Here is a 19,999-nt window from a genome sequence, read left to right as displayed (position 1 = left end):
CTGTTGAGTGAGTGGTTCGATGCAGCCTCACCCTGACAGAGCGCCGGCCGCCGTTCACTCCTCATGGGATCTAAAGCCGAGGCGCCAAGCTTGAAACGCGCCCGACCGGGCTGCGCGACCCCGACCAGCTGACGCCCGATCGGGCGCTTGTGTCAGCGCCAGGAAACGCGTCACCGTCGCATTTCTGACTTGCTGCGCCCTGCCCTCCAAAACGACCTTGGCGACATTTCTACTTTGCTGGCGACGCGACATTCGAACTTGGTTGTAACATATGCGACTTTCTGTTGTGGCTGGCGCCTTCGCAGCAAAGTGTGGCGTGACTGGGAGCATTGTGAATGCCGTCATGCCTCTCGTCACCTTGTCGCAAGTCACCTTTGTCGCAAGATGAGCCGCAGCGCGTCTGACGCAGTCCAGGAGATCGCTACTGCCGGCTGAGTGCCCGTTCTGGGGGCGAAGTCATCTCAGGTTCATCACCTGCGTCACACCCGCAGTTCAAAGGTGGGCGTTGAACGGGGCCAAATCAGACGGTGCAGGATCGGCTTGTGAAGGAGTTGCGCTTTGCGCCGAGTTCGTTGCGGATTTCATTCCTGTTCGGCAAAGGCGCCCCGCAATCCTAGAGACATGCCTTCGCCGATCGTGAGAATCTGAACGGCGCGATCTGCCGGAAGGAGTTCCGCGTCCGCGATGATCTGATGGCCCGCTTGAGTTCCATGCAGGGCAGCACGTCCCTGCCCTGTGGATCGTTTGACAAGCTGCGCTCGGTTCACGGATCGGAGATCGTCTATGGCAACCACACGCAAGGCTGTCGGCCCTTGATGCCGGCGATAGCTGGCATGTCGGCGGACATCATGAAACCTTTTAATTTTTGGCCCGTTATCGCGGTTATGTCCGGGGCCAAATTCAAGCGGAAATCGGTCGAGGGTGCCAAACCGCGCGGTGCTGAAAAGTCGCGCCCGGAAAGGGCCTCGGCGGTCGAAGCCGTGCCCGAGCCCGACGGCCAGGCCGCGCCCGAGGTCAACGGCCAGTCCGCACCGCCGCCAGAGGCTGTCGAACCCAGTCCAGAACTGACGCCCGAAGAGGCGGAGCAGGCGCGCAAGCGATATTTGCTGCGGCGCTTCTGGATCAGCGCGCGCGGCTACTGGGGCCGCAGCGGCGATCGGCTCGCCTTGCCGTTCACGATCGGACTGTTGATATTGATATGCGTCAACGTCGGCTTCCAGTATGGGATCAATCGCTGGAACCGCGCGATTTTCGACGCCCTCGAGCAGCGTGATGCCCACACCGTTTATGTTCTAAGCGCTGTTTTCGTGCCGCTCGTGCTCGGAAGCGGGAGCCTTGTCGTCGCGCAGGTCTACCTGCGCATGACGATCCAGCGCCGTTGGCGTTCCTGGCTAACCACCGCGGTCATCGCGCGCTGGCTGGCCAACGGCCGGTACTACCAGTTGAACCTCGTCAGCGGCGACCACCAGAACCCAGAGGCCCGCATGACCGAGGATCTGCGCATCGCCACCGAATCCCCGGTCGATTTCACCGCCGGCGTCCTCAACGCGTTCCTGTCGGCCTCGACCTTTATCGTCGTGCTGTGGACCATCGGCGGCGCGCTCACCCTGCCGATCGGCGGCGAGAGCATCACCATCCCCGGCTTCCTGGTGATCACCGCAATGATCTATGCCGCCATCACCTCCACCTCGATGGTGGTGATCGGCCGCAACTTCGTCCAGCTGTCCGAGCGGAAGAACCAGGCGGAGGCCGAACTGCGCTACACGCTGACTCGCGTGCGCGAAAACGGCGAGAGCATCGCCTTGCTCGGCGGCGAGGAGGAGGAGCGTAGCGGCATCGACAGGAATTTCGGCCATGTGCTGAGGCAATGGGCGCTGCTGACCGGCCAGCACATGCGCACGGCGGCGGTGTCGCAGGGATCGAGCCTGTTCGCGCCGGTCGTGCCGATTTTGCTTTGCGCACCGAAGTTTCTCGAAGGCTCGATGACACTTGGACAAGTCATGCAGGCTGCCTCTGCCTTTGCCATCGTGCAGGGCGCATTCGGGTGGCTGGTCGACAACTATCCCCGTCTCGCAGACTGGAACGCCTGTGCTCGGCGCATCGCCTCGCTGATGATGTCGCTCGACGGGCTCGAGCGCGCCGAGCAGAGCGACGCGCTCGGACGCATCAGCCGCGGTGAAACCGAAGGTGGTGCCATACTGAGCCTGGACGATCTCTCCGTGACGCTCGACGACGGCACCGCAGTGGTCAAGGAAACCGAGGTCGCGATCGAACCGGGCGAGCGGGTGCTGGTGGCCGGCGAATCCGGTTCGGGCAAGAGCACGCTGGTGCGGGCCGTGGCAGGCCTGTGGCCGTGGGGTGGCGGCGGCGTCAATTTCCGTGCCGGCAGGCGCCTGTTCATGTTGCCGCAACGCCCCTACATCCCCTCCGGGACGCTGCGCCGCGCGGTTGCCTATCCCGCTGCCGCAGACAATTGGACGCTGGATAAGATCAACGCTGCCCTCGACAAGGTGGGGCTAAACTATCTCGCCGACAGGATTGAGGAGGACGCACCATGGGACCAGATCCTGTCGGGCGGCGAGAAGCAGCGGCTCGCCTTCGCGCGTCTACTGCTGCACACGCCCGATATCATCGTGCTCGATGAAGCAACGTCGGCACTCGATGAGAAGAGCCAGGACAAGATGATGGAGATGGTCATCCACGAATTGCCTGACGTCACCATCATCAGTGTGGCACATCGCGCCGAGTTGGAAGCCTTCCATAGCCGCAAGATCACATTGGAGCGGCGCGAGGGCGGCGCAAAGCTTGTCAGCGATATCGATCTTGTCCCGCGCAAGGGCAGACGGAACTTGCTCGGGCGCGCCTTGTGGGGCTCCGGCGCATCAAATCGAAAGGCGGCACGACCTTAGATAATACGGCCAGATAATACCGCGGGATAAGGTGGCGGTGAGCGCTGTGGCTTTTGCGCAAACCTTTTTGTCCGAAGCGCGTTGTTCCTTCTCGAAACCGAGGAGACAAACATGCAGATGAAGTCGCAGACATCAGGCGAAGCCGCCAAGCAACGGCATATCCAACGCGGCATTGATGCCAAGGACAAAGCCAAGGGCAACGGCAAGGCTCAACGTGCAATGCAAGCCGGCGCCCGCAAATATCCTGAGCCGCCCTTTCCCGAGCAGCATCAGCCCAAGCCGGGGCATGAATGGGCGATTGAGCCCCCTCCTCTCTACGATGCGCCCTATTACTTGGGGTCGAAAAAACTCGACGACAAGGTAGCGCTCATCACAGGTGGCGATTCCGGAATCGGCCGTTCGGTGGCCGTGCTGTTTGCCCGCGAGGGCGCGGACATTGCGATCGTCTATCTGGCCGAAGACAAGGACGCCGAAGAGACCAAGGCGGCCGTCGAAAAAGAGGGGCGGCGCTGTATTCTGATAAGGGCCGATGTCAGCGAACGCAAACACTGCCACAACGCGGTGGAGGTCACGGTGCAGAAATTCGGCCGGATCGATGTGCTGGTCAACAACGCTGCTTTCCAGATACATTCCAGCGATTTCAGCGACCTGACCGAGGCACATTTCGACACGACGCTGAAGACCAATCTCTATGGCTATTTTCATATGGCGCAGGAAGTGGTGCCGCATATGAAGCCAGGCTCGGCTATAATCAACACCGGCTCCGTGACCGGCATTGAAGGTTCAAGGCAGCTCGTCGACTATTCGATGACCAAGGGCGGCATTCACGCATTTACGCGCGCGCTTTCGGGCAACCTTATCGGCAAGGGAATTCGGGTGAACGCCGTTGCGCCAGGCCCGGTGTGGACACCGCTCAATCCATCGGACAAGGAAGCAGACGACGTCTCGAAATTCGGTGCGGACACGCCGATGAAACGGCCTGCACAGCCGGAAGAGCTCGCACCCGCGTATGTGTTCCTCGCCTCGCCACATTGCTCGAGCTACATTACCGGCGAAATCTTGCCGGTGGTCGGCGGTTACTGACATGAGGACAAAAGACACTGACGTGTGATGACCACAGAGTGAGACGGATAGTCCGGGAAATAGCGAAATCTACACGTCACGCGCCGCACGATAGCGAGACGCTAAGGCAGCAAATCGATGGTGCCGGGAGTCGACCCGGCGCGCTGACGATTGCTTCAATTTTTCGGGGAACAATCGCGGAGCCGGATGAAGATCCGCTTATTCCCCTGCGTTGCCGAGGCGGTGTCCTCCGCAGGATTGGATCATGTTGGATCGGCCGGCCAGCCGTCGCGACGACTGGCCGAACCGAGTAGCCTCACTCGGCTGCCTGCAGGTTTACCTTGCTTTCCGCGATTTCGGTGAGCTTGCGATCGGTCGCCTGTTCTTCCTTCAGGTTCTTGGCCAGCACGTTGGCGCAGTCGCTGCGACCAAGCTGCTTGGCCCAGGCGATGAGCGTGCCATAGCGGGTCATTTCATAGTGCTCGACGGCCTGCGCCGAGGCTATCAGCGCCGCATCGAGAACCTCCCTGTCGTCGACGTCGCCGCTGACGTCGTCGGCTTCCTCGAGAATGCCGTCGATTGCTGGGCAGTTGACCTCCTTGGCCTTAACGCCATGCAACTCGAACACCTGCTCGACGCGCTCGATATGGCCCCTGGTCTGGTCGAGATGCTTTTCAAATCCGGCTTTCAATTGCGGGTCGGTTGCCTTGTCGATCATCTTCGGCAGCGCTTTCTCGATCTGCCTTTCGGCGTAGTAGATGTCGCGCAGCGTGTGTACGAAGAGATCGTCGAGTGTCTTGATGTCCTTCGAAAAGAAGCCCATGGCCTCGCCTTTCATTGTTATGAAGGTTGATTTCGGCTGCGGTTTTTGCCCGCCGCCTGCGAAAGCCGGGACTCGTCCCGGCTTGCTGGTCAACGTGCCGGTACCGGAGGAGTTCCTGGTCTCCGGGGCGAAACCGTTACTCCTTTTTCGAAACGCCGCGATCCGCGTCCGATGGGAGCCTTTGTGTCGATCACACGTTCTAACCGGAATGCAAACCGGAACGGTGAAAGGTCGGCAGAATGTATTTCATTGCGTTGGCGACGGACTACGATGGCACGCTGGCTCATGACGGGACAGTCTCCAGGAAGACCCTCGCTGCCCTTGAACGGTTCAAGAAAAGCGGCCGCAAGCTGCTTCTCGTGACCGGGCGCGAACTGCCCGATTTGAAGCATGTTTTTTCCGAAATCGGCCTTTTCGACAAGGTCGTCGCCGAGAATGGAGCGCTGATCTACACGCCCGCCAGTGAGGAAGAACGGGTGATTTCGCCGCCGCCGGAACCCAAATTCGTTGCCAGGTTGAAGAAGCAGGGCGTCAAGCCGCTTTCGGTCGGGCGGTCGATCGTCGCAACCTGGGAACCCCATCACGCCACCGTGCTCGAGGTCATCAAGGAGCTGGGGCTGGAGCTGGAAATCATCTTCAACAAAGGCGCGGTGATGATCCTGCCGAGCGGCATCAACAAAGCCACCGGACTGGCTGCGGCACTTCAGGATCTTCGGCTTTCGCCACACAATGTGGTGGGCGTCGGCGACGCCGAGAATGACCATGCCTTCCTGCAGGCGTGCGGCTGCAGCGTCGCCGTCGATAACGCAATTCCCGCTGTCAAGGCCACAGCCGATCTGGTCATGCGTGGCGCACGTGGAAAGGGCGTGGAGGAACTGACCGACAGACTGATCAAGCGCGACCATGAGATCGTGCCGAGGCGCCATGACGGCATCGTTCTCGGATCGGCCGGCGGCGACGAGATTTATTTGTCGCCGACCGATACTGTCCTCATTGCCGGCAGTTCGGGCATCGGCAAATCCACTTTGGCCACCGCGCTGACGGAACGCTTCATCGAGACCCGGTTTCAGTTCTGCGTCTTCGATCCCGAGGGTGACTATGACGGTCTCGAAGGCGCCGTTCGGCTGGGAGACGGCTCCAGCGCGCCGACAAAGGCGCAAGTGCTGGATCTTATCGCCAAGGCCGAAAGCAATATCGTCGTCAATGGGCTGTCCCTGCGCGTCAATGAGCGACCGGATTTCTTTGCCGACCTGCTGCCTGGCCTCGGCAGTTTCCGCCGTCGCACAGCGAGACCGCATTGGCTCCTGATCGACGAAGCACACCATCTCCTGCCCAAGCGGCGCGACGATACGCGGGCAGTCCTGTCATTGGAATTGCCTGGTACGATCTTGATCACCGTTCACCCGGAAGCGATCTCGACCGACGCCTTGCGCCTGGTGACAGCCATCATTGCGCTTGGCCCCAAGGCGAAGGACGTCGTGAAGGTCTTCTGCAAAGTGACCGGCATCGAGCCGCCTAAGGAGATCTCCTCGCCCAAGGGCGAGCGCGTGTTGTTCTGGCGGCCGCAGAAACGCAAGAAATTCGCCATGGTCAAGGTGATCGAGCCACGCCAGTCGCTCAAGCGGCACAGCCGCAAATATGCCGAGGGGCAACTCGATGAGGCGGGCAGTTTCTATTTCCACGGTCCCGACGATGCGATGAATCTCAGGGCCCACAATCTGATGATTTTCGCCCAGATGGCCGAGGGCATAGACGACAAGACCTGGGAGTTTCACCTGCGCGCCGGCGACTATTCCAAATGGTTCCGCCAACAGATCAGAGACAAGGACCTGGCACGCGAAACGGCCGAGGCGGAAAAGGACGAAACGCTTTCAGCCGAGGAAAGCCGCAAGCGCGTACTCGACGCGGTTCGGCGGCGATATACGGCGCCCGCCACGGCGCCGGAATGAGGCGGAACGACGCCGGCGCCATTGTTCTGCACGCGGAAATTCTCCTCAATCGGGTAGCGCGGCGACCGCGATTATTTCAACAACGATGTCGGCTTGCGCAAGCGCCGCAACCCCGATCACCTCCGAGGGTGGCGGGTTGTTATAACTACAGTGCTTCGGGCAATGCTCGGCAAAGAACTCGTCCAGGACGTCGAGGCGAAAATTCGGAGAACTCAGGACGCCGCCATCGGGAAATGGCTCTTTGATGAAGAAGGTCAGCCGGATGAGATAGTCGAGCGCGCTGCCGAGTTCCTCCAGATCTGATTTGATGTTCGTCAAAACTTCGCGCCACTGTGCCGCCGCATCTCCAGCGAAGCCACCTCCCCTTTTGCCGGCTGGGTCGTATTCGTCGGCGGTTGCCGTGTTTCCGCAAAGGTAGACAAATCCCTTTGCTCCGGTAACGACCGTACCTTTTCCCCACGGCATCAACCGGCCGTTCTTGAATTTCTTATGGGTTATGAGTTCCATGTTCCTGTTCGGCGCCGTCGCGCTCCTGATCATCAGGCGATCAAATCATCTATTCTAATCGGCAGATCTCGAATGCGCTTGCCCGTAGCATGATATACGGCGCTGGCAACGGCCGCCGCAGTCCCGACATTGCCAAGTTCTCCCAATCCCTTGACGCCGGCTGGATTGACGTCCAGATCGACCTCCGGAACAAGGATGACGTCGACTTGTTTGATGTCCGCGTTGACCGGCACCAGATAATCCTGCAGGTCACGATTGACATAGCGGGCGTTGCGCCGATCGATTTCCGTCGCCTCGTGAAGGGCCTGGCCAATACCCCAGATCATGCCACCCATCAGTTGGCTGCGCGCGGTGCGCGTGTTCATGATGCGCCCCGCGGCAAAGGCACCGACGATGCGCGGCACACGGATTTCCCGTGTGTAAGTGTTGATGCGGACTTCAACGAACTCGGCGCCAAAGGCATATTTCACCGAGTCCTCGTCCTGATCGCCACCGTGGAATTCCGCCTGCCCGGCATAGAGTTTCTTCAGCGCCTCCGGCGTCGAACCCCTTGGTGCAAATTCGGCATATTCCTCTATGGCACCGACCTGCATCGCCTTGAAGACATCCGACAGCTTGGCGGATTTGCCGCCGCTTGCCACGATCTTCTCTTGCTCCATTTCCAGCTTGGCATTGCCGGAACCAGCCAATGGCCCGTCTCCAGCAACGGCTGCCGCGAAAAGTTTTCCGCGCACGGCGTCACAGGCCTTCAGAACCGCCGAGCAGACGCTGGCCGTCGAAATCGAGCCGCCCGAGACCGGCGCCGGCGGCAAGGCGCTGTCGCCCATCTCGACGCTGACCTTGTCCATCCCTATCCCAAGACGTTCAGCCGCCATCTGGCCTGCCACGGTGCGCACACCGGTGCCGATCTCATGCGAGCCGCACTGAACGCGAACCTGGCCATCGGCGGTCAGGCGGACACGGGCGGCGCATGGCGCGCTGGCCGTTGGATAGATGGCGGTTGCGCAACCCATGCCGATCAGCCAGTCGCCATCGCGCATCGACGCGACCGTGGCATCGCGCTTCGACCAGCCGAAGGCTTCCGCCGCCTGTTCGTAGCATTTGACCAGCGACCGGCTGGAGAATGGCTTGCCGCCGACCGGCTCTTTTTCAGGCTCGTTGACACGCCGAAACTCGACAGGATCCATACCAAGCGCGACGGCCATTTCGTCCATGGCGTTTTCGAGCGCGTAGACATAGGGCGTCTCGGGCGGCGAGCGCATGTAGCCCGGTGTGTTGCGATCGGCATGGACGAGCGAGACGTTGGTGAGCACCGAACCATAGTTGTACATGCGGCCGGTGGCTGACGTGCCGCCGACGACATAAGAGTCAGGGCGTGATGTCACCTCCCAGCCCTCATGTCCGAACGCCATTATGCGGCCGTCCTTGTCGGCGCCTATGCGGATTCGATGCCGCGTCTCGGCGCGATAGGTCTGGGTGTTGAATGCCTGCATACGGCTGACGACGCAGCGCACCGGCCGTCCGACACGACGCGCGGCAATCGCGACAATTGCCGTGCGAGCGGTCATCGGTCCCTTGGAGCCGAAGGCGCCGCCGACATAAGGGCTGACAATCCGCACATTGGCGGGATCGATCTTCAACTGCCGGGCGAGTTCGATTTTCCAGCCGGTGACATTCTGGCTTGGCTCATGGACAGTGAGTTGATCGCCTTGCCACATCGCCGTGGTCGAAAACAGTTCGATCGGATTGTGATGCTGGGTCGGCGTCGAGTATTTCTGGTCGATCTTGACGGCAGCGGATGCATAGGCAGCGTCGAAGTCGCCAGCTTTGACATCCTCCTTGAATATCGGGCTCTTCCCCGCTGCGGCCTCTGTCTCCACCCCTTTGGAATCGAAGCTGGCGCTGGAAGGTTGGTCTTCATAGTCGGCGCGGATCAACATTGCCGCTTCCTCCGCCGCCTCGAATGTCTCGGCAACAACCATCGCGATTATCTGGCCGTCGTGGAAAATTGTCCTGTCATGCAAGGGTGCGATGGAGCTTGCACCGGTGTTGCCAAATTTCGGCTTATCGGTCTTGTCCATGTCGCCATAGGTTATGATATCCAGCACTCCGGGCACGGCCTTGGCGTCATCCGTGTGGAGTTTGGAAACCTTGCCTCGAGCGATGATGCTGGTTGCAAAAGCACCATATGCAACATTGGCTGTGGCGATGTCGGCCGGATAGCTGGCCTGCCCGGTAACTTTCAATCTACCGTCTATGCGGATAACCGGTTCGCCTTGGTTTTCTTTTGGAACTGGCGCGGCTTGGTTCATGGCTCAGACCTTCATGTCGCGGGTTTCGATCAGCGCTCGCACCAGCGTACGCTTGCCGAGCGGCACCTTGAACGCATTGTGTTCGCGCGGTTTGGCATCGGCAAAAGCGGCGTCGGCAGCCTTTTCGGCCACATCTTCTTCCATCACCTTGCCTTGAAGCGCGGCCTCCGCCGCCCTCGCCCGCCATGGCACGGTCGCGACCCCGCCTAGCGCTATGCGCGCTTGTCTGACGGTGTCTCCGTCCATGTCCAGCGCAACGGCGGCGGAGGCGAGCGCGAACGCATAAGATTCGCGATCGCGTATCTTCAGGTAGCGCGAGCGGCGGCTCCATGCTTCGAGCGGAACATCGATGGCGACGATGACTTCATCGGCGGCCAGATCCGTCTCGATGTCGGGCGTGTCGCCGGGAAGCCGATGCAGTCTGGCGAAAGGGATCTTGCGCGGACCATGCCGTCCCTCCACTTCCACGACCGCATCGAGCGCAATCAGGGCCTGTGCGAAATCGCCATGATAGGTAGCGATGCAGGCATCGCTGGTGCCGAGCACGGCATGCTGGCGGTTGACCCCTTCCATCGCGGCACAGCCGGAACCTGGGTCACGCTTGTTGCACGGCCAGGAGGTTTCGCGAAAATACTCGCATCGAGTGCGCTGCAGCACATTGCCGGCAAGGCTCGCCATATTGCGAAGCTGGCCGCTGGCGGCGAACTTCAGGCTATCGGCAAGGAGCGGACACCTATGCCTGACGTCATTGTTGTCAGCTGCTTCTCCCATCCGGACCAGCGCACCGAACCGGATGGTATCATCGGTTACCCTGATCTGCCGCAGGGCAGGCTCGGCAAGATTGTTGAGGTCGAGCAGTCGCTCAGGCTGCGCGACGCCAAGCTTCATGTAGTCGGCCAGATTGGTGCCGCCGGCGATGAATTGGGTGTTGGCCTGTGTTGGCGCAACATGCCTGGCGTCGACGTGGGAAGCCATGGCGATCGCCACCGAAACGCTCGTTGGTCTTTCATAGACGAAAGGACGCATTTCTAGGCCCTCCTGATCTCGTCACGCGCCTGGATGATTGCCGCAACGATGTTGGGATAGGCCGCGCACCGGCAGAGATTTCCGCTCATATACTCGCGGATGTCATTGTCCGACCCGGCATGGCCTTCGTCGATACAGCCGATGGCGGACATGATCTGGCCCGGCGTGCAGTAGCCGCATTGAAAGGCATCATGGTCGACAAAGGCCTGCTGCATCGGATGCAGTTCTCCGTTAGCTGAAGCCAGGCCTTCCACCGTCGTCACCTCCCGGCCTTCGTTCATGACAGCGAAGCTCAGGCAGGAGAGCACCCGCTTCCCATCGACAAGAACGGTGCAGGCACCGCATTGGCCGTGGTCGCAACCTTTCTTTGTTCCGGTCAGGCCAACATGATCACGCAGTGCGTCGAGTAGGCTCGTGCGATTGTCGAGTGCGAGGGTGTAGGCCTGCTTGTTGATCCGCATCGAAATCGTCGACAGATCGCGCGGCTCGGCCGCTTTGGCGGTCGGTGACTCGGCGGCTTTCGTCGACGTGGCTACAAGGGGCATTGCCGCTGCTGCCGAAACAGAGCCCGTCATGAAGGTGCGTCTGCTCAGGCCGCCGGGACTTGTGGAATTAGACATGGCTGGTTTCCAACTGGCTGAGGTCTCAAGCGGACCAAACTGCTCGCGGGAAACAAAGTTCCGTCCTCACATCGCTGTGATCGCTTCTTTTGCGGGGCGGTCACGTGGAACTTCACCAGCAACGCGGTGGTTGTCTTCGTCAGGCTCCAACGAAGGAGACGAGCATGAGCAGTGACCAGAGCGATCGACGCAGCGATCAGAAAGAAGGCCCTGTCTTTTCGGCTGAACAGGCGCGGCAAGGCGAGATCATCTTGCGGACCCGCACACGCCGTATCATCTTCGTCGCAGGCCTCGTCGGTATTGTGATCCTCATAGCGGTGGTGAGATTCGCTGTCGGCTGAATGGCTTCGGCTGCAATCCCCGAAAAATGCCAACTGTCACGCTGGCCTGTTCGTCAGGAACTTTTGTGAACAGCTGCCGTTGACCCGAAAAAAGCGGTCGGCGCCTTTGCTTGAGAGTTCTCCCGTGGACGCGAAAACCGAAACCAAAGAACCAGACAAAACCAGAGATCCGCGCGGGGCTTCGAGCAGGGCCAGATCGGATGCGTCGGCAAAACGCAAGGGCGATGCGGCGCAGCCCGGCACTCCGGAGCGCGAAGCGCGGGACAAGGGGGCGGATAACCAAAAGCCCAGCCTCCAAAGCTTCCCCCGGCGGCACCCTTACATATCCATTACAATCCTGATCGTGCTGTCGCTGGCCGCCGGGGGAATGACCATGTGGTGGCTGAACGCACGCCAATATGAATGGACGGACGATGCCTTCATCGACGCCCGCACGATAACCATCGGCGCCGAAATATCGGGACGTATCACCGACCTGGCGGTGACCGACAACCAACCGGTCAAGGCGGGCGACGTCCTGTTGCGAATCGATGACAGCGACTATCAGGCCGGCCTCAAGCAAGCCGATGCCGGCGTAACCTCGGCGCAAGCCGACATTGTCGAGATGAGGGCTCAGATTGAAGCCCAAAACGCAAAGGTCGATGCAGCGCAGAAGCAGATGGCGCAGGCCCAGGCGGCACTCGATTTCGCCAAGGCCGAGGACCAGCGCAACCGTGACCTTCTGGCCAAGGGCACAGCGACCCAACAGCAGGCACAGCAGGCAGCGTCGACGCTGCGCCAGGATCAGGCTGCTCTCGATAGTGCTGTGGCCAATGTGGCTGCCGCGAAGAGCCAGGTCGTTGTCTTGCAGGCACAGGTCAAGAGCGCCGAAGCCAAACTCGGTCAGGCCAAGGCGAGCCAGGACCAAGCGCGCACAACACTGTCCCGCACCACCATCACGGCACCGGTTTCCGGACGAGCAACCAGCATCTCGGTTGCCAACGGTTCCTATGCCCAACCCGGCCAGGTGCTGATGATGTTTGTTCCCGACGAGGTTTGGGTGAAGGCCAATTTCAAGGAAACCCAGCTCGATCTGATGCGGCCGGGGCAGCCGGTCGACATCGACATCGACGCCTATCCGGAAAGATCCTTCCATGGCCGCGTCGACAGCATCCAGGCGGGCAGCGGCACCGCCTTCAGCCTGCTGCCGGCAGAAAACGCCACCGGCAATTTCGTCAAGGTGGTGCAACGCGTGCCGGTGAAGATCGTCTTCGACAAACCACCTGGCGTGCTGCTGGGCCCGGGCCTGTCGGTGGTGCCGGCGGTCAAGGTGCGATGAGCGACGAAATGGTCAGCGACCATAGCGAAAGCCGGTCCGCCGCCGGTGGGCGCAATCCATGGCTGATCGCTATCGTCGTCTCCATCGCGACCTTCATGCTGGTGCTCGATACCTCGATCGCCAACGTAGCGCTACGAAACATCGCCGGCAGCCTGGCGGCCGGGATGGACGAAAGCACGTGGGTGATCACCACCTACTTGGTCGCGAATTCTGTGATCATACCGATCAGCGGCTGGCTGGCCAGCGTGATCGGACGGAAGCGCTACTACATGCTTTGCGTCGCGACCTTCACCATCGCATCGCTGCTTTGCGGCCTCGCGCCCAATCTGGAAATGCTCATCCTGTTCAGGATCTTGCAGGGCCTCGGCGGCGGCGGCATGGCGCCAAGTGAACAGTCCATCCTTGCCGACACGTTTCCGCCCGAAAAACGTTCCCAGGCTTTTGCCCTTTATGGCATAGCCGTCATCGTCGCACCGACGGTCGGCCCGACCATTGGCGGCTGGCTGACCGACCATTTCTCCTGGCACTGGATTTTCTTCATCAACGTGCCCTTCGGCATCATGTCGCTGGCTTTGGTGCAGTGGCTGCTCGTCGAGCCCGAGGTGATCGAGCGCGAACGCCAGGAACGGCTGAAGGGCGGCCTCAGGATAGATTGGGTTGGGTTCATCCTGGTCGCCACCGCACTTGGCTCCCTGGAAATCTTCCTCGACGAAGGTCAGCGCAACGATTGGTTCGCATCGGGTTTCATCACGATTTTTGCAGTGATTTCGGCGATCTCGTTTCTGCTGCTCATCCCCTGGGAATTCCGCCACCGCGATCCAATCGTCGACATCCGTCTACTGTTCAGCCGCCAGTTCGGTAGTTCATTCCTGGTGATGATGGCAGTCGGCGCTGTGCTGTTCAGCACGACGCAGTTGATGCCACAGCTACAACAGACCGCCTTCGACTATACGGCGACCCTGTCGGGCCTCTCGATGATGCCCGGCGGCATTGCCATGCTGATGCTGATGCCGATTTCCGGATTTGCCGCAGGCATCGTTCAGCCCAAATATTTGATCATGATGGGCATGTCCGTTGTGGTGCTCGCCCTGTGGCACATGACGTCGCTCACCCCGGATGCCAGCTTCCGCTTCTTTGCCTTTGCGCGCATCTTCCTGATGATCGGCCTGCCGTTCCTGTTCATCCCGATTTCAACGGCGGCTTACGTCGGTCTCGCTCCGCAGCAAACGAACCAAGCGTCGGCGCTGATCAACGTTGCCCGCAACATCGGCGGCAGCATCGGCGTGTCGCTGTCCAACACGGTGATCGCCCAGAACGCGCAACTGCATCAGGCAAATCTTGTCGGCCACACCGTGCAATCCTCACCAACCTACCAACAGATGCTGCGTCAGGTAACCGAGCACTTCGTCGCTCAGGGCTCACCGATGGTCGAAGCGAAGCAGCAGGCGATCGGTTGGCTCGGACAATTGATCGCGCGTCAGGCTTCATTGCTCGCCTATATCGACGTGTTTGGGTACTGCGCAATCGTGACGGCCCTGTTCGTTCCCCTCGCCTTGCTGTTGCGGTCGTCAAACCCGAAGCCCGACCGGCGATAGCTATGTCTTGCCTGCATGTCGCGATTTTTCGATTGGAACTCTCTCGCTGGCTCTCCGTTCAGACTTTACAGAACAGGGAGAACCGTCGTGCCACGAGGCGAAAAATCGAAATACACCGACAAGCAGGAACGCAAAGCCGATCATATTGCGGAAGGTTATGAGAAGCGCGGGGTTTCCGGGCAGGAAGCCGAAAGGCGGGCATGGGCGACCGTCAACAAGGATGATGGCGGCGGCAAGAAAGAAGGCGGATCCGGACGCGGCAAACATACCGGCCATCCTGCGGCGCACAAGGGCGGCAAAAGCGGCGGCACGGCATCCGCATCACGATCGGCCGCAAGCCGATCGGAATCGGCCAAGAAAGCTGCAGCAACACGTAAGCGGAATGCCGAACACCACGTTCATTGACCTGGACGAAGCCCATTCAGGCTGACAAGGCCCAAGGCGATGGGAGTACGTGCATGAAATCGCAGCGCGTCAACGAGATCAGCGGACAAAGGACATTCGTCGTGGTGCTCGACCCCGGCGAAGAAGCGTTCGCCGCGCTGACCGCCTTTGCGGTTGACCAGAAAGTCGGCAGTGCGTCCTTGACCGCCATCGGGGCTTTCGAAAGCGCGACCGTGGGCTGGTTTGATCCGAATGCGAGGACCTATCGCAGAATCCCGATCGACGAGCAATGCGAGGTCCTGAGCGCGATCGGCGACGTAGCGCTCGGCGACGATGGCAAGCCCAGCCTTCACGTCCACGCGGTGCTCGGATTGAGCGACGGCACCACCCGGGGTGGACATCTGCTTGACGGCATCGTTCGGCCAACGCTTGAAATCACCCTGGTGGAAGCGCCTGGTCACCTGCGCCGCCGCAAACGTCCCGAGCTCGGCGTCGCTTTGATCGATCTGGACGCGTGAAGGCCAAACCGGCCTAGCTCGCTCAAGGGCAATCTTGTCACGCCTTCCTGTTCTTCTCCGCCGGCACCTCCCAACTAAAAACACTGCGACCGCCAATCAGATGCGACTGGTCGAATTCTCCGGCGACAATTTCCTTCAGGCTGGGGCCGGTGACGTATCGCTCGACCTGCCGCGACTGATCGTCCAACCGCTTCAAGGCGCCGATTTCTTCGTCATGACCAAGTTTCGCCTTTTGCACGGCGGACTTCAGCACACCGATGGTCTCGTCATAGACTTTCAGAGGTACCGGGAATGGGTGCCTGTCCTTGCCGCCATGCGCCAGAGAGAACCGGCCAGGATCGGAAAAACGGCACGGCGCGCCATGCACCACTTCGGCGACAAGGGCCAGCGCGCGCACCGTGCGCGCACCAACACCTGGTACCAGAAGGAGCTCGGAAAAATCCTCAGGGCCACGTTCGGCGGCGGCCGCCATGTTTCCATGCAGCCGACGCATGATGACATCGCTTTCGCGCACATCGTGATGAGCTGGCATGATCAGATGCGGCAGCAACAGCTGTTGCGGTGCCGGTGCCGTGCCGCGCTCCAATGCCGCGAACTCCTTGAGGATGCGATCCGGCCCAAGGTCCTGCAACAGATCCAACTGTCCCTGGCGCGAAGCTTCGGCGCGCCGGTCGGTCAGATTGACGATCTCGCCTTGGTTGGTGCCTTCGATGGCGGTGTGTGGCTGATCGACGAAACTCTTCAAACCTTCGGACAGCCAATGATAGCGGCGCGCCACCTTGCTGTCGCCGTTCATGCCTTGCTGGACCACGACCCAGTCGCCGTCATCGGTGACGATGAACCCGTGCAGATAAAGATCGAAGCCATCCTGGACGGCGGCGCTGTCCACTTTGGCGACAAGCCGGCTGACGGTTGCCAGGCCCGCTCCGTCAAAACCAACACGCTCGCCGATGATTGCAAGTTCATGCGGGGTCTTGCGCGAATGGGTGCCGCGGCCGCCGCAGACATGAATGCCAAGTTCGCCGGAGAGCGGCGTCAGACCACGCTTCAAGGCGCCGATGACGCTGGTCGTGATGCCGGACGAGTGCCAGTCCATGCCCATGACGGCGCCAAACGATTGAAACCAGAACGGATGCGCCAACCGGCGCAGCAACTCGTTGCGGCCGTAATGATGGATGATGGCCTCGCACATCACGGCGCCCAGGCGCGTCATGCGATCGCCAAGCCATTTCGGCACGCGTCCACCATGAAGTGGAAGATCAGCACTTCCCGATCGTTGCGCCACGTCCGTTCCTATGCCAGCCGTTTCCTGAACAGATAGGTATCCCAGATCGCACGAAGAAGCACCCGATGCTTCTGCCCGGCTGAACGCCGGCGACATCAACTCCAGTGCGAGAGAACCACCTCCATCTCTACCGTCTCGACCTGCTGCGCAAATCGCTGGTGATAAACGGTCAGCAGCGCGTCATGCGTCGCATCGGAAGAGCTGCAAAGCGCGTCCGTGACGAGAACCACGCGATAGCCATAATCGATCGCTCCGAGCACCGTGGCGAGAACGCATACATCGGTTTCACCGCCAGTGACGACCAGCGTATCGATATCGCGCTCCATCAGAAAACGCCTAAGCAGACCTTCGAACCAGGGCGAATAAATGTGCTTGTCGATGACGGCCGCCGGCGGACAGTGAGCGGCCAACACCGGCAACAGTTCGATCATTTCGTCGCCGATGCTTTCGATCGTCATCGAGGCCCAGCGCTCGTAGTAGCGCTTCCATGTGCCGACCCCCTGCCCCCGCTTTTGAGCAGGCAGGAAGCGCGTAAAGACCGTCTGCTGCGCCTTCTTGTCGACCAGGCTCTCAATGCGAGGGAGGACGCGAGTGATCCATGGGGTTGCCCACTGTGACGGCTCGGCAAACAGCCGCTGCATGTCGACGCAGACATGCATGCAGCGGTCGCCCAGAGGCCCATAGGTCAAACCCGGCATCGACATCAGGCGATCCGTACCCGGTCGGATTCTTTCATGAGGCTTCCCTTGCCGTCGGAGGCATGGATCAGAACGTCCCGTGCCGGCACTCGTTCCCAATCGCTACAGGAACCGACATCAGCCATCGGCGTTTTCGCCTCATGGATCCGACTTGGAGATGAACTCACAAGAAATTCCGATGGCTGCCATTTATCAGCATTTCGACAAGCGGCCGGGACAGCGACGATGAGCATTTTCTATCGAGCGGCCAAGATTGCGGAAGAGGTTCACGCCGCGCAGCGCGACAAGACCGGTCGGCCCTATGTCGAGCATTGCCGACGTGTCGTCGACGCTGTCGAGACTATGGATCAGAAAGTCGTCGCCTATCTGCATGATGTCCTGGAAAAAGGCGAAGGCTGGTCTCGAGCCAAGCTGGAAGAGACCGGCTTTGGACCGTCGATTGCTTCTGCGGTCGATGCCATGTCGCGCAGAGACGGCGAGGACTATTTCATGTTCGTGCGGCGGGCTGCATCGAATCCGCTGGCGCTGCCGGTAAAACGCGCTGACCTCGAAGACAACATCTGGCAGTCACGGCAAATTGGGGCCTCGACAGCCAAATACGAAGAAGCCTTGCGCATCCTCGACGAGGAATTCTCCGAGCGCTAGCAAATGCCTGCCAGAGGTTCAACGATACTATTCCATAACATGTGGCGTGTGCCGTTCGTCCTCCACCGGGTCGATATCGATGCGTGCCTTTTTCGGATCGAATGCGCCGTGACGTGCAATGGCCCGCGCTGCGGGATCCGGCGTCTCGTATGCCCACATGAAATCATCGGCCGCGCCACCAACTGCATGGACACGCCAATAACTAGCGGTTCCCTTCGAAGGTGAGCTGCTTGTCGTGTTTGTCTTTTCGAAAAGGTCGAAATAGATGTCCTCGAAAGGGATATAGAACACCGGTTCATGTCCCTCTTCCCTGAGTACCTTCGCGCGCTCCGTGGCTGCGACTATCGCGTCGGAGAATCGCACTGTTACCGTGCCGGCAAACGGTTCTATGGTTAGTGGGCGATGATGGTGCTCTGAAGTTGCGCCTGAGGTTTGCATCCGAATTCTCCGTGGCTGCCATTGACCGCGACGGCGTTCCGGTCCGCCATCCATGGAGACGAAATGCGCGGCGATGCATCAGGTTCCAGCCTGTCCGATGAGCCGAGACCGGCGAGCCAAAGGCTTATCGCCTGCCGTAACTGTCGAGAAAGCTCGTCAACAGTCGCGAAACCTCTTGTGGGGCCTCACGTGTCGGAAAGTGCCCGACTGCATCCAGGACCACTCGTTTGTAGGGCGCAGTGAAGTGCTCCTCCAGGCCTTCCGACGATGCGGTCAGCACAACACGGTCGTCGCCACCATGAAGCGTCAAGGTCGGCACAGTGATGATCTTGACCGATGTTTGCCGGCGGGCCAGTTCCGCGTAGCGGGGATCGGGCTCCGCCTCACCCCAGCGAACCCGATAGGAATGCAATGTCACATCGGGCCAATCCGGATTTTCGAAGGATACAGCCACTTCATCGAAAATGGCATCGTCGAACCAGCCCAATGGGCTCCAGCTGTCCCATAGGAATCTGGCGAGTTCCTTGCGGTTCTTTCGCACGAACTCGGCGCCCCGCCCTGTTGCCATGAACCATTGATACCAAAATGCTTTCGCCTGTTCGGGCGCTGGCGTTGCGGGCTTGCCGGGTTGCCAGCCAAGCGACAGCGCAGCACAGCACCTGATGCGATCGGGAAAAATCGAGGCCAAGAGGTAAGAGATCCGAGCTCCCCAGTCGTGCCCTACGACCGCAAAACGGCTGAGGCCAAGCGCGTCGGCAAAGTCGAGTACATCCCGCGCCATTGCGGCAATTTCGCCGGATCGCATGGTTTCATTCGACAGGAACGATGTCCGTCCAAAGCCTCGCAGCCAAGGCGAAAACGTCCGAAATCCGGCCTCATGAAGGACCGGCGAAATGCGCGCGTAAGTGGTCGCGTCGTCCGGCCAACCGTGCAACAGGATAACGGGGGCACCATTTTCTGGCCCGCCACCGAGATAGGCGATGCGCAGCAGTGGCGTATCGCAAGATAAGACGGGGTTCATTTACTCTCCGGCGCTTTAACCGGCTGGTCGCCGCCAGTCGTCGACTTGGACCTGGCATCCTGGTCAACCTGCGGGTTCTTGTCGATAGTGTCGGTGTTGGCCTTCGTCGGTTCGGTGCTGTTATCACAGGCGCCAAGCGTAAGAGCAGCAGCAAACACCAGAAGCGACAAGGATTTCTTCATCGAAACCTCCTCTGGCTGATATCGACAAACGAGGCTCGGCGAATTTGGTTGCCTTGGCGGGCGCTCGGGCCAGCCTTCAGTCCTTCGAGCTTTTTGAGCCGGCGCCGACTGTCGGATCAGGCACTGCGGGGCCGCGTTCAGTCTCCGGACCTTCTCCCTCTATCTCCTGTACGGCTTGATCCCAGTGCTCCTGCTCGCGCCCAGTCGGACGGCCCTCGCGCTCCCAGATTTCATAGGCGCGCCGTTTGATGCGCTCTTCCCTGTTGTCCATGACATTCGATCAGGGCGGAATCATGAATCGTTAACGCTCTGGTAACCAAGCGGGATTCTGTTGGCCGGGAAGGAGACCGGCGATGGACGCAAGCT

20 protein-coding genes are annotated in these 19,999 nt (G+C 60.3%); 9 read left to right on the top strand and 11 right to left on the bottom strand.

What is annotated here, in order from left to right:
• The first annotated feature begins 884 nt into the window (after positions 1 to 884).
• Both NKJ89_RS34330 and NKJ89_RS34325 read left to right on the top strand, forming a co-directional pair.
• On the top strand, positions 885 to 2,909 hold the full coding sequence (locus NKJ89_RS34330) for an ABC transporter ATP-binding protein/permease (RefSeq protein WP_352608864.1): 2,025 nt from the start codon (positions 885 to 887) through the stop codon (positions 2,907 to 2,909).
• 111 nt (positions 2,910 to 3,020) lie between these two features.
• The gene (locus NKJ89_RS34325) at positions 3,021 to 3,992 is read left to right on the top strand and encodes an SDR family oxidoreductase (protein WP_023757837.1); all 972 of its coding nucleotides are present in this window, start codon (positions 3,021 to 3,023) and stop codon (positions 3,990 to 3,992) included.
• Positions 3,993 to 4,287: 295 nt separating this feature from the next.
• Here the strand turns inward: NKJ89_RS34325 and NKJ89_RS34320 are convergent, their stop codons facing one another.
• A complete protein-coding gene (locus NKJ89_RS34320) occupies positions 4,288 to 4,794 on the bottom strand; it encodes a YciE/YciF ferroxidase family protein (RefSeq protein ID WP_352486746.1) in 507 nt (168 codons plus the stop codon).
• 239 nt (positions 4,795 to 5,033) lie between these two features.
• Between NKJ89_RS34320 and NKJ89_RS34315 the strand changes: the two genes are divergently transcribed.
• Positions 5,034 to 6,743: an HAD family hydrolase gene (locus NKJ89_RS34315; RefSeq protein WP_352608861.1), complete on the top strand. Its 1,710-nt coding sequence runs from the start codon at positions 5,034 to 5,036 to the stop codon at positions 6,741 to 6,743.
• A 45-nt stretch (positions 6,744 to 6,788) separates the two neighbouring features.
• Here NKJ89_RS34315 and NKJ89_RS34310 read toward each other — a convergent pair whose 3' ends face one another.
• The 4 genes from NKJ89_RS34310 to NKJ89_RS34295 are packed head-to-tail and all read right to left on the bottom strand — an operon-like array spanning position 6,789 to position 11,208.
• Entirely contained in the window at positions 6,789 to 7,250 is a 462-nt protein-coding gene (locus NKJ89_RS34310; protein ID WP_352608860.1) for a RidA family protein, read from the bottom strand.
• 32 nt (positions 7,251 to 7,282) lie between these two features.
• On the bottom strand, positions 7,283 to 9,562 hold the full coding sequence (locus tag NKJ89_RS34305) for a xanthine dehydrogenase family protein molybdopterin-binding subunit (protein ID WP_352608859.1): 2,280 nt from the start codon (positions 9,560 to 9,562) through the stop codon (positions 7,283 to 7,285).
• 3 nt (positions 9,563 to 9,565) lie between these two features.
• Positions 9,566 to 10,588, bottom strand: a complete 1,023-nt coding sequence (locus NKJ89_RS34300) for an FAD binding domain-containing protein (RefSeq protein WP_352608858.1) — start codon at positions 10,586 to 10,588, stop codon at positions 9,566 to 9,568.
• 2 nt (positions 10,589 to 10,590) lie between these two features.
• Positions 10,591 to 11,208, bottom strand: a complete 618-nt coding sequence (locus NKJ89_RS34295) for a (2Fe-2S)-binding protein (RefSeq protein ID WP_352608857.1) — start codon at positions 11,206 to 11,208, stop codon at positions 10,591 to 10,593.
• Between the two features lie 164 nt (positions 11,209 to 11,372).
• On the opposite strand from NKJ89_RS34295, the gene NKJ89_RS34290 reads away from it, so the two are divergent.
• The 5 genes from NKJ89_RS34290 to NKJ89_RS34270 all read left to right on the top strand — a co-directional run bounded on the left by NKJ89_RS34290 (position 11,373) and on the right by NKJ89_RS34270 (position 15,364).
• The gene (locus NKJ89_RS34290) at positions 11,373 to 11,549 is read left to right on the top strand and encodes a hypothetical protein (protein ID WP_023757844.1); all 177 of its coding nucleotides are present in this window, start codon (positions 11,373 to 11,375) and stop codon (positions 11,547 to 11,549) included.
• Between the two features lie 373 nt (positions 11,550 to 11,922).
• A complete protein-coding gene (locus NKJ89_RS34285; protein WP_352608856.1) occupies positions 11,923 to 12,867 on the top strand; it encodes an HlyD family secretion protein in 945 nt (314 codons plus the stop codon).
• Positions 12,864 to 14,462 carry a DHA2 family efflux MFS transporter permease subunit gene (locus tag NKJ89_RS34280; protein ID WP_352608855.1) on the top strand — a complete coding sequence of 533 codons (1,599 nt, stop codon included), beginning with the start codon at positions 12,864 to 12,866 and terminating at the stop codon, positions 14,460 to 14,462. The genes NKJ89_RS34285 and NKJ89_RS34280 overlap by 4 nt, the downstream gene beginning before the upstream one ends.
• 87 nt (positions 14,463 to 14,549) lie before the next feature.
• Entirely contained in the window at positions 14,550 to 14,867 is a 318-nt protein-coding gene (locus tag NKJ89_RS34275) for a plasmid stabilization protein (RefSeq protein WP_352608863.1), read from the top strand.
• A gap of 53 nt (positions 14,868 to 14,920) precedes the next feature.
• The gene (locus tag NKJ89_RS34270; RefSeq protein WP_352608862.1) at positions 14,921 to 15,364 is read left to right on the top strand and encodes a PPC domain-containing DNA-binding protein; all 444 of its coding nucleotides are present in this window, start codon (positions 14,921 to 14,923) and stop codon (positions 15,362 to 15,364) included.
• 37 nt (positions 15,365 to 15,401) lie between these two features.
• Here NKJ89_RS34270 and NKJ89_RS34265 read toward each other — a convergent pair whose 3' ends face one another.
• Positions 15,402 to 16,649: a DUF763 domain-containing protein gene (locus NKJ89_RS34265; protein WP_352608854.1), complete on the bottom strand. Its 1,248-nt coding sequence runs from the start codon at positions 16,647 to 16,649 to the stop codon at positions 15,402 to 15,404.
• 95 nt (positions 16,650 to 16,744) lie between these two features.
• Entirely contained in the window at positions 16,745 to 17,353 is a 609-nt protein-coding gene (locus NKJ89_RS34260; RefSeq protein ID WP_352608853.1) for a cysteine hydrolase family protein, read from the bottom strand.
• A gap of 219 nt (positions 17,354 to 17,572) precedes the next feature.
• On the opposite strand from NKJ89_RS34260, the gene NKJ89_RS34255 reads away from it, so the two are divergent.
• Complete coding sequence (locus tag NKJ89_RS34255; protein ID WP_352608852.1) at positions 17,573 to 17,992, top strand: HD domain-containing protein; 420 nt, start codon at positions 17,573 to 17,575, stop codon at positions 17,990 to 17,992.
• 27 nt (positions 17,993 to 18,019) lie between these two features.
• Here the strand turns inward: NKJ89_RS34255 and NKJ89_RS34250 are convergent, their stop codons facing one another.
• The 4 genes from NKJ89_RS34250 to NKJ89_RS34235 all read right to left on the bottom strand — a co-directional run bounded on the left by NKJ89_RS34250 (position 18,020) and on the right by NKJ89_RS34235 (position 19,904).
• Positions 18,020 to 18,430, bottom strand: a complete 411-nt coding sequence (locus NKJ89_RS34250; RefSeq protein WP_023757851.1) for a DUF427 domain-containing protein — start codon at positions 18,428 to 18,430, stop codon at positions 18,020 to 18,022.
• 124 nt (positions 18,431 to 18,554) lie between these two features.
• Positions 18,555 to 19,451, bottom strand: coding sequence for an alpha/beta fold hydrolase (locus tag NKJ89_RS34245; RefSeq protein ID WP_352608851.1), 897 nt, complete (start codon positions 19,449 to 19,451; stop codon positions 18,555 to 18,557).
• The gene (locus NKJ89_RS34240; RefSeq protein WP_352608850.1) at positions 19,448 to 19,633 is read right to left on the bottom strand and encodes a hypothetical protein; all 186 of its coding nucleotides are present in this window, start codon (positions 19,631 to 19,633) and stop codon (positions 19,448 to 19,450) included. The genes NKJ89_RS34245 and NKJ89_RS34240 overlap by 4 nt, the downstream gene beginning before the upstream one ends.
• Positions 19,634 to 19,709: 76 nt before the next feature.
• Positions 19,710 to 19,904 carry a DUF2934 domain-containing protein gene (locus NKJ89_RS34235; protein WP_352486737.1) on the bottom strand — a complete coding sequence of 65 codons (195 nt, stop codon included), beginning with the start codon at positions 19,902 to 19,904 and terminating at the stop codon, positions 19,710 to 19,712.
• Positions 19,905 to 19,999 lie beyond the last annotated feature (95 nt).

The sequence above is a fragment of the Mesorhizobium sp. M0047 genome, from assembly GCF_040323315.1.
GTDB lineage: Bacteria > Pseudomonadota > Alphaproteobacteria > Rhizobiales > Rhizobiaceae > Mesorhizobium.
This window is presented reverse-complemented; position numbering and strand designations above follow the sequence as displayed.

Coding starts and splice junctions, on each gene's coding strand:
- NKJ89_RS34330 (WP_352608864.1), top strand. CDS start 885: ATGTCCGGGGCCAAATTCAAGCGGAAATCGGTCGAGGGTGCCAAACCG.
- NKJ89_RS34325 (WP_023757837.1), top strand. CDS start 3,021: ATGCAGATGAAGTCGCAGACATCAGGCGAAGCCGCCAAGCAACGGCAT.
- NKJ89_RS34320 (WP_352486746.1), bottom strand. CDS start 4,794: ATGGGCTTCTTTTCGAAGGACATCAAGACACTCGACGATCTCTTCGTA.
- NKJ89_RS34315 (WP_352608861.1), top strand. CDS start 5,034: ATGTATTTCATTGCGTTGGCGACGGACTACGATGGCACGCTGGCTCAT.
- NKJ89_RS34310 (WP_352608860.1), bottom strand. CDS start 7,250: ATGGAACTCATAACCCATAAGAAATTCAAGAACGGCCGGTTGATGCCG.
- NKJ89_RS34305 (WP_352608859.1), bottom strand. CDS start 9,562: ATGAACCAAGCCGCGCCAGTTCCAAAAGAAAACCAAGGCGAACCGGTT.
- NKJ89_RS34300 (WP_352608858.1), bottom strand. CDS start 10,588: ATGCGTCCTTTCGTCTATGAAAGACCAACGAGCGTTTCGGTGGCGATC.
- NKJ89_RS34295 (WP_352608857.1), bottom strand. CDS start 11,208: ATGTCTAATTCCACAAGTCCCGGCGGCCTGAGCAGACGCACCTTCATG.
- NKJ89_RS34290 (WP_023757844.1), top strand. CDS start 11,373: ATGAGCAGTGACCAGAGCGATCGACGCAGCGATCAGAAAGAAGGCCCT.
- NKJ89_RS34285 (WP_352608856.1), top strand. CDS start 11,923: ATGTGGTGGCTGAACGCACGCCAATATGAATGGACGGACGATGCCTTC.
- NKJ89_RS34280 (WP_352608855.1), top strand. CDS start 12,864: ATGAGCGACGAAATGGTCAGCGACCATAGCGAAAGCCGGTCCGCCGCC.
- NKJ89_RS34270 (WP_352608862.1), top strand. CDS start 14,921: ATGAAATCGCAGCGCGTCAACGAGATCAGCGGACAAAGGACATTCGTC.
- NKJ89_RS34260 (WP_352608853.1), bottom strand. CDS start 17,353: ATGTCGATGCCGGGTTTGACCTATGGGCCTCTGGGCGACCGCTGCATG.
- NKJ89_RS34255 (WP_352608852.1), top strand. CDS start 17,573: ATGAGCATTTTCTATCGAGCGGCCAAGATTGCGGAAGAGGTTCACGCC.
- NKJ89_RS34250 (WP_023757851.1), bottom strand. CDS start 18,430: ATGCAAACCTCAGGCGCAACTTCAGAGCACCATCATCGCCCACTAACC.
- NKJ89_RS34245 (WP_352608851.1), bottom strand. CDS start 19,451: ATGAACCCCGTCTTATCTTGCGATACGCCACTGCTGCGCATCGCCTAT.
- NKJ89_RS34240 (WP_352608850.1), bottom strand. CDS start 19,633: ATGAAGAAATCCTTGTCGCTTCTGGTGTTTGCTGCTGCTCTTACGCTT.
- NKJ89_RS34235 (WP_352486737.1), bottom strand. CDS start 19,904: ATGGACAACAGGGAAGAGCGCATCAAACGGCGCGCCTATGAAATCTGG.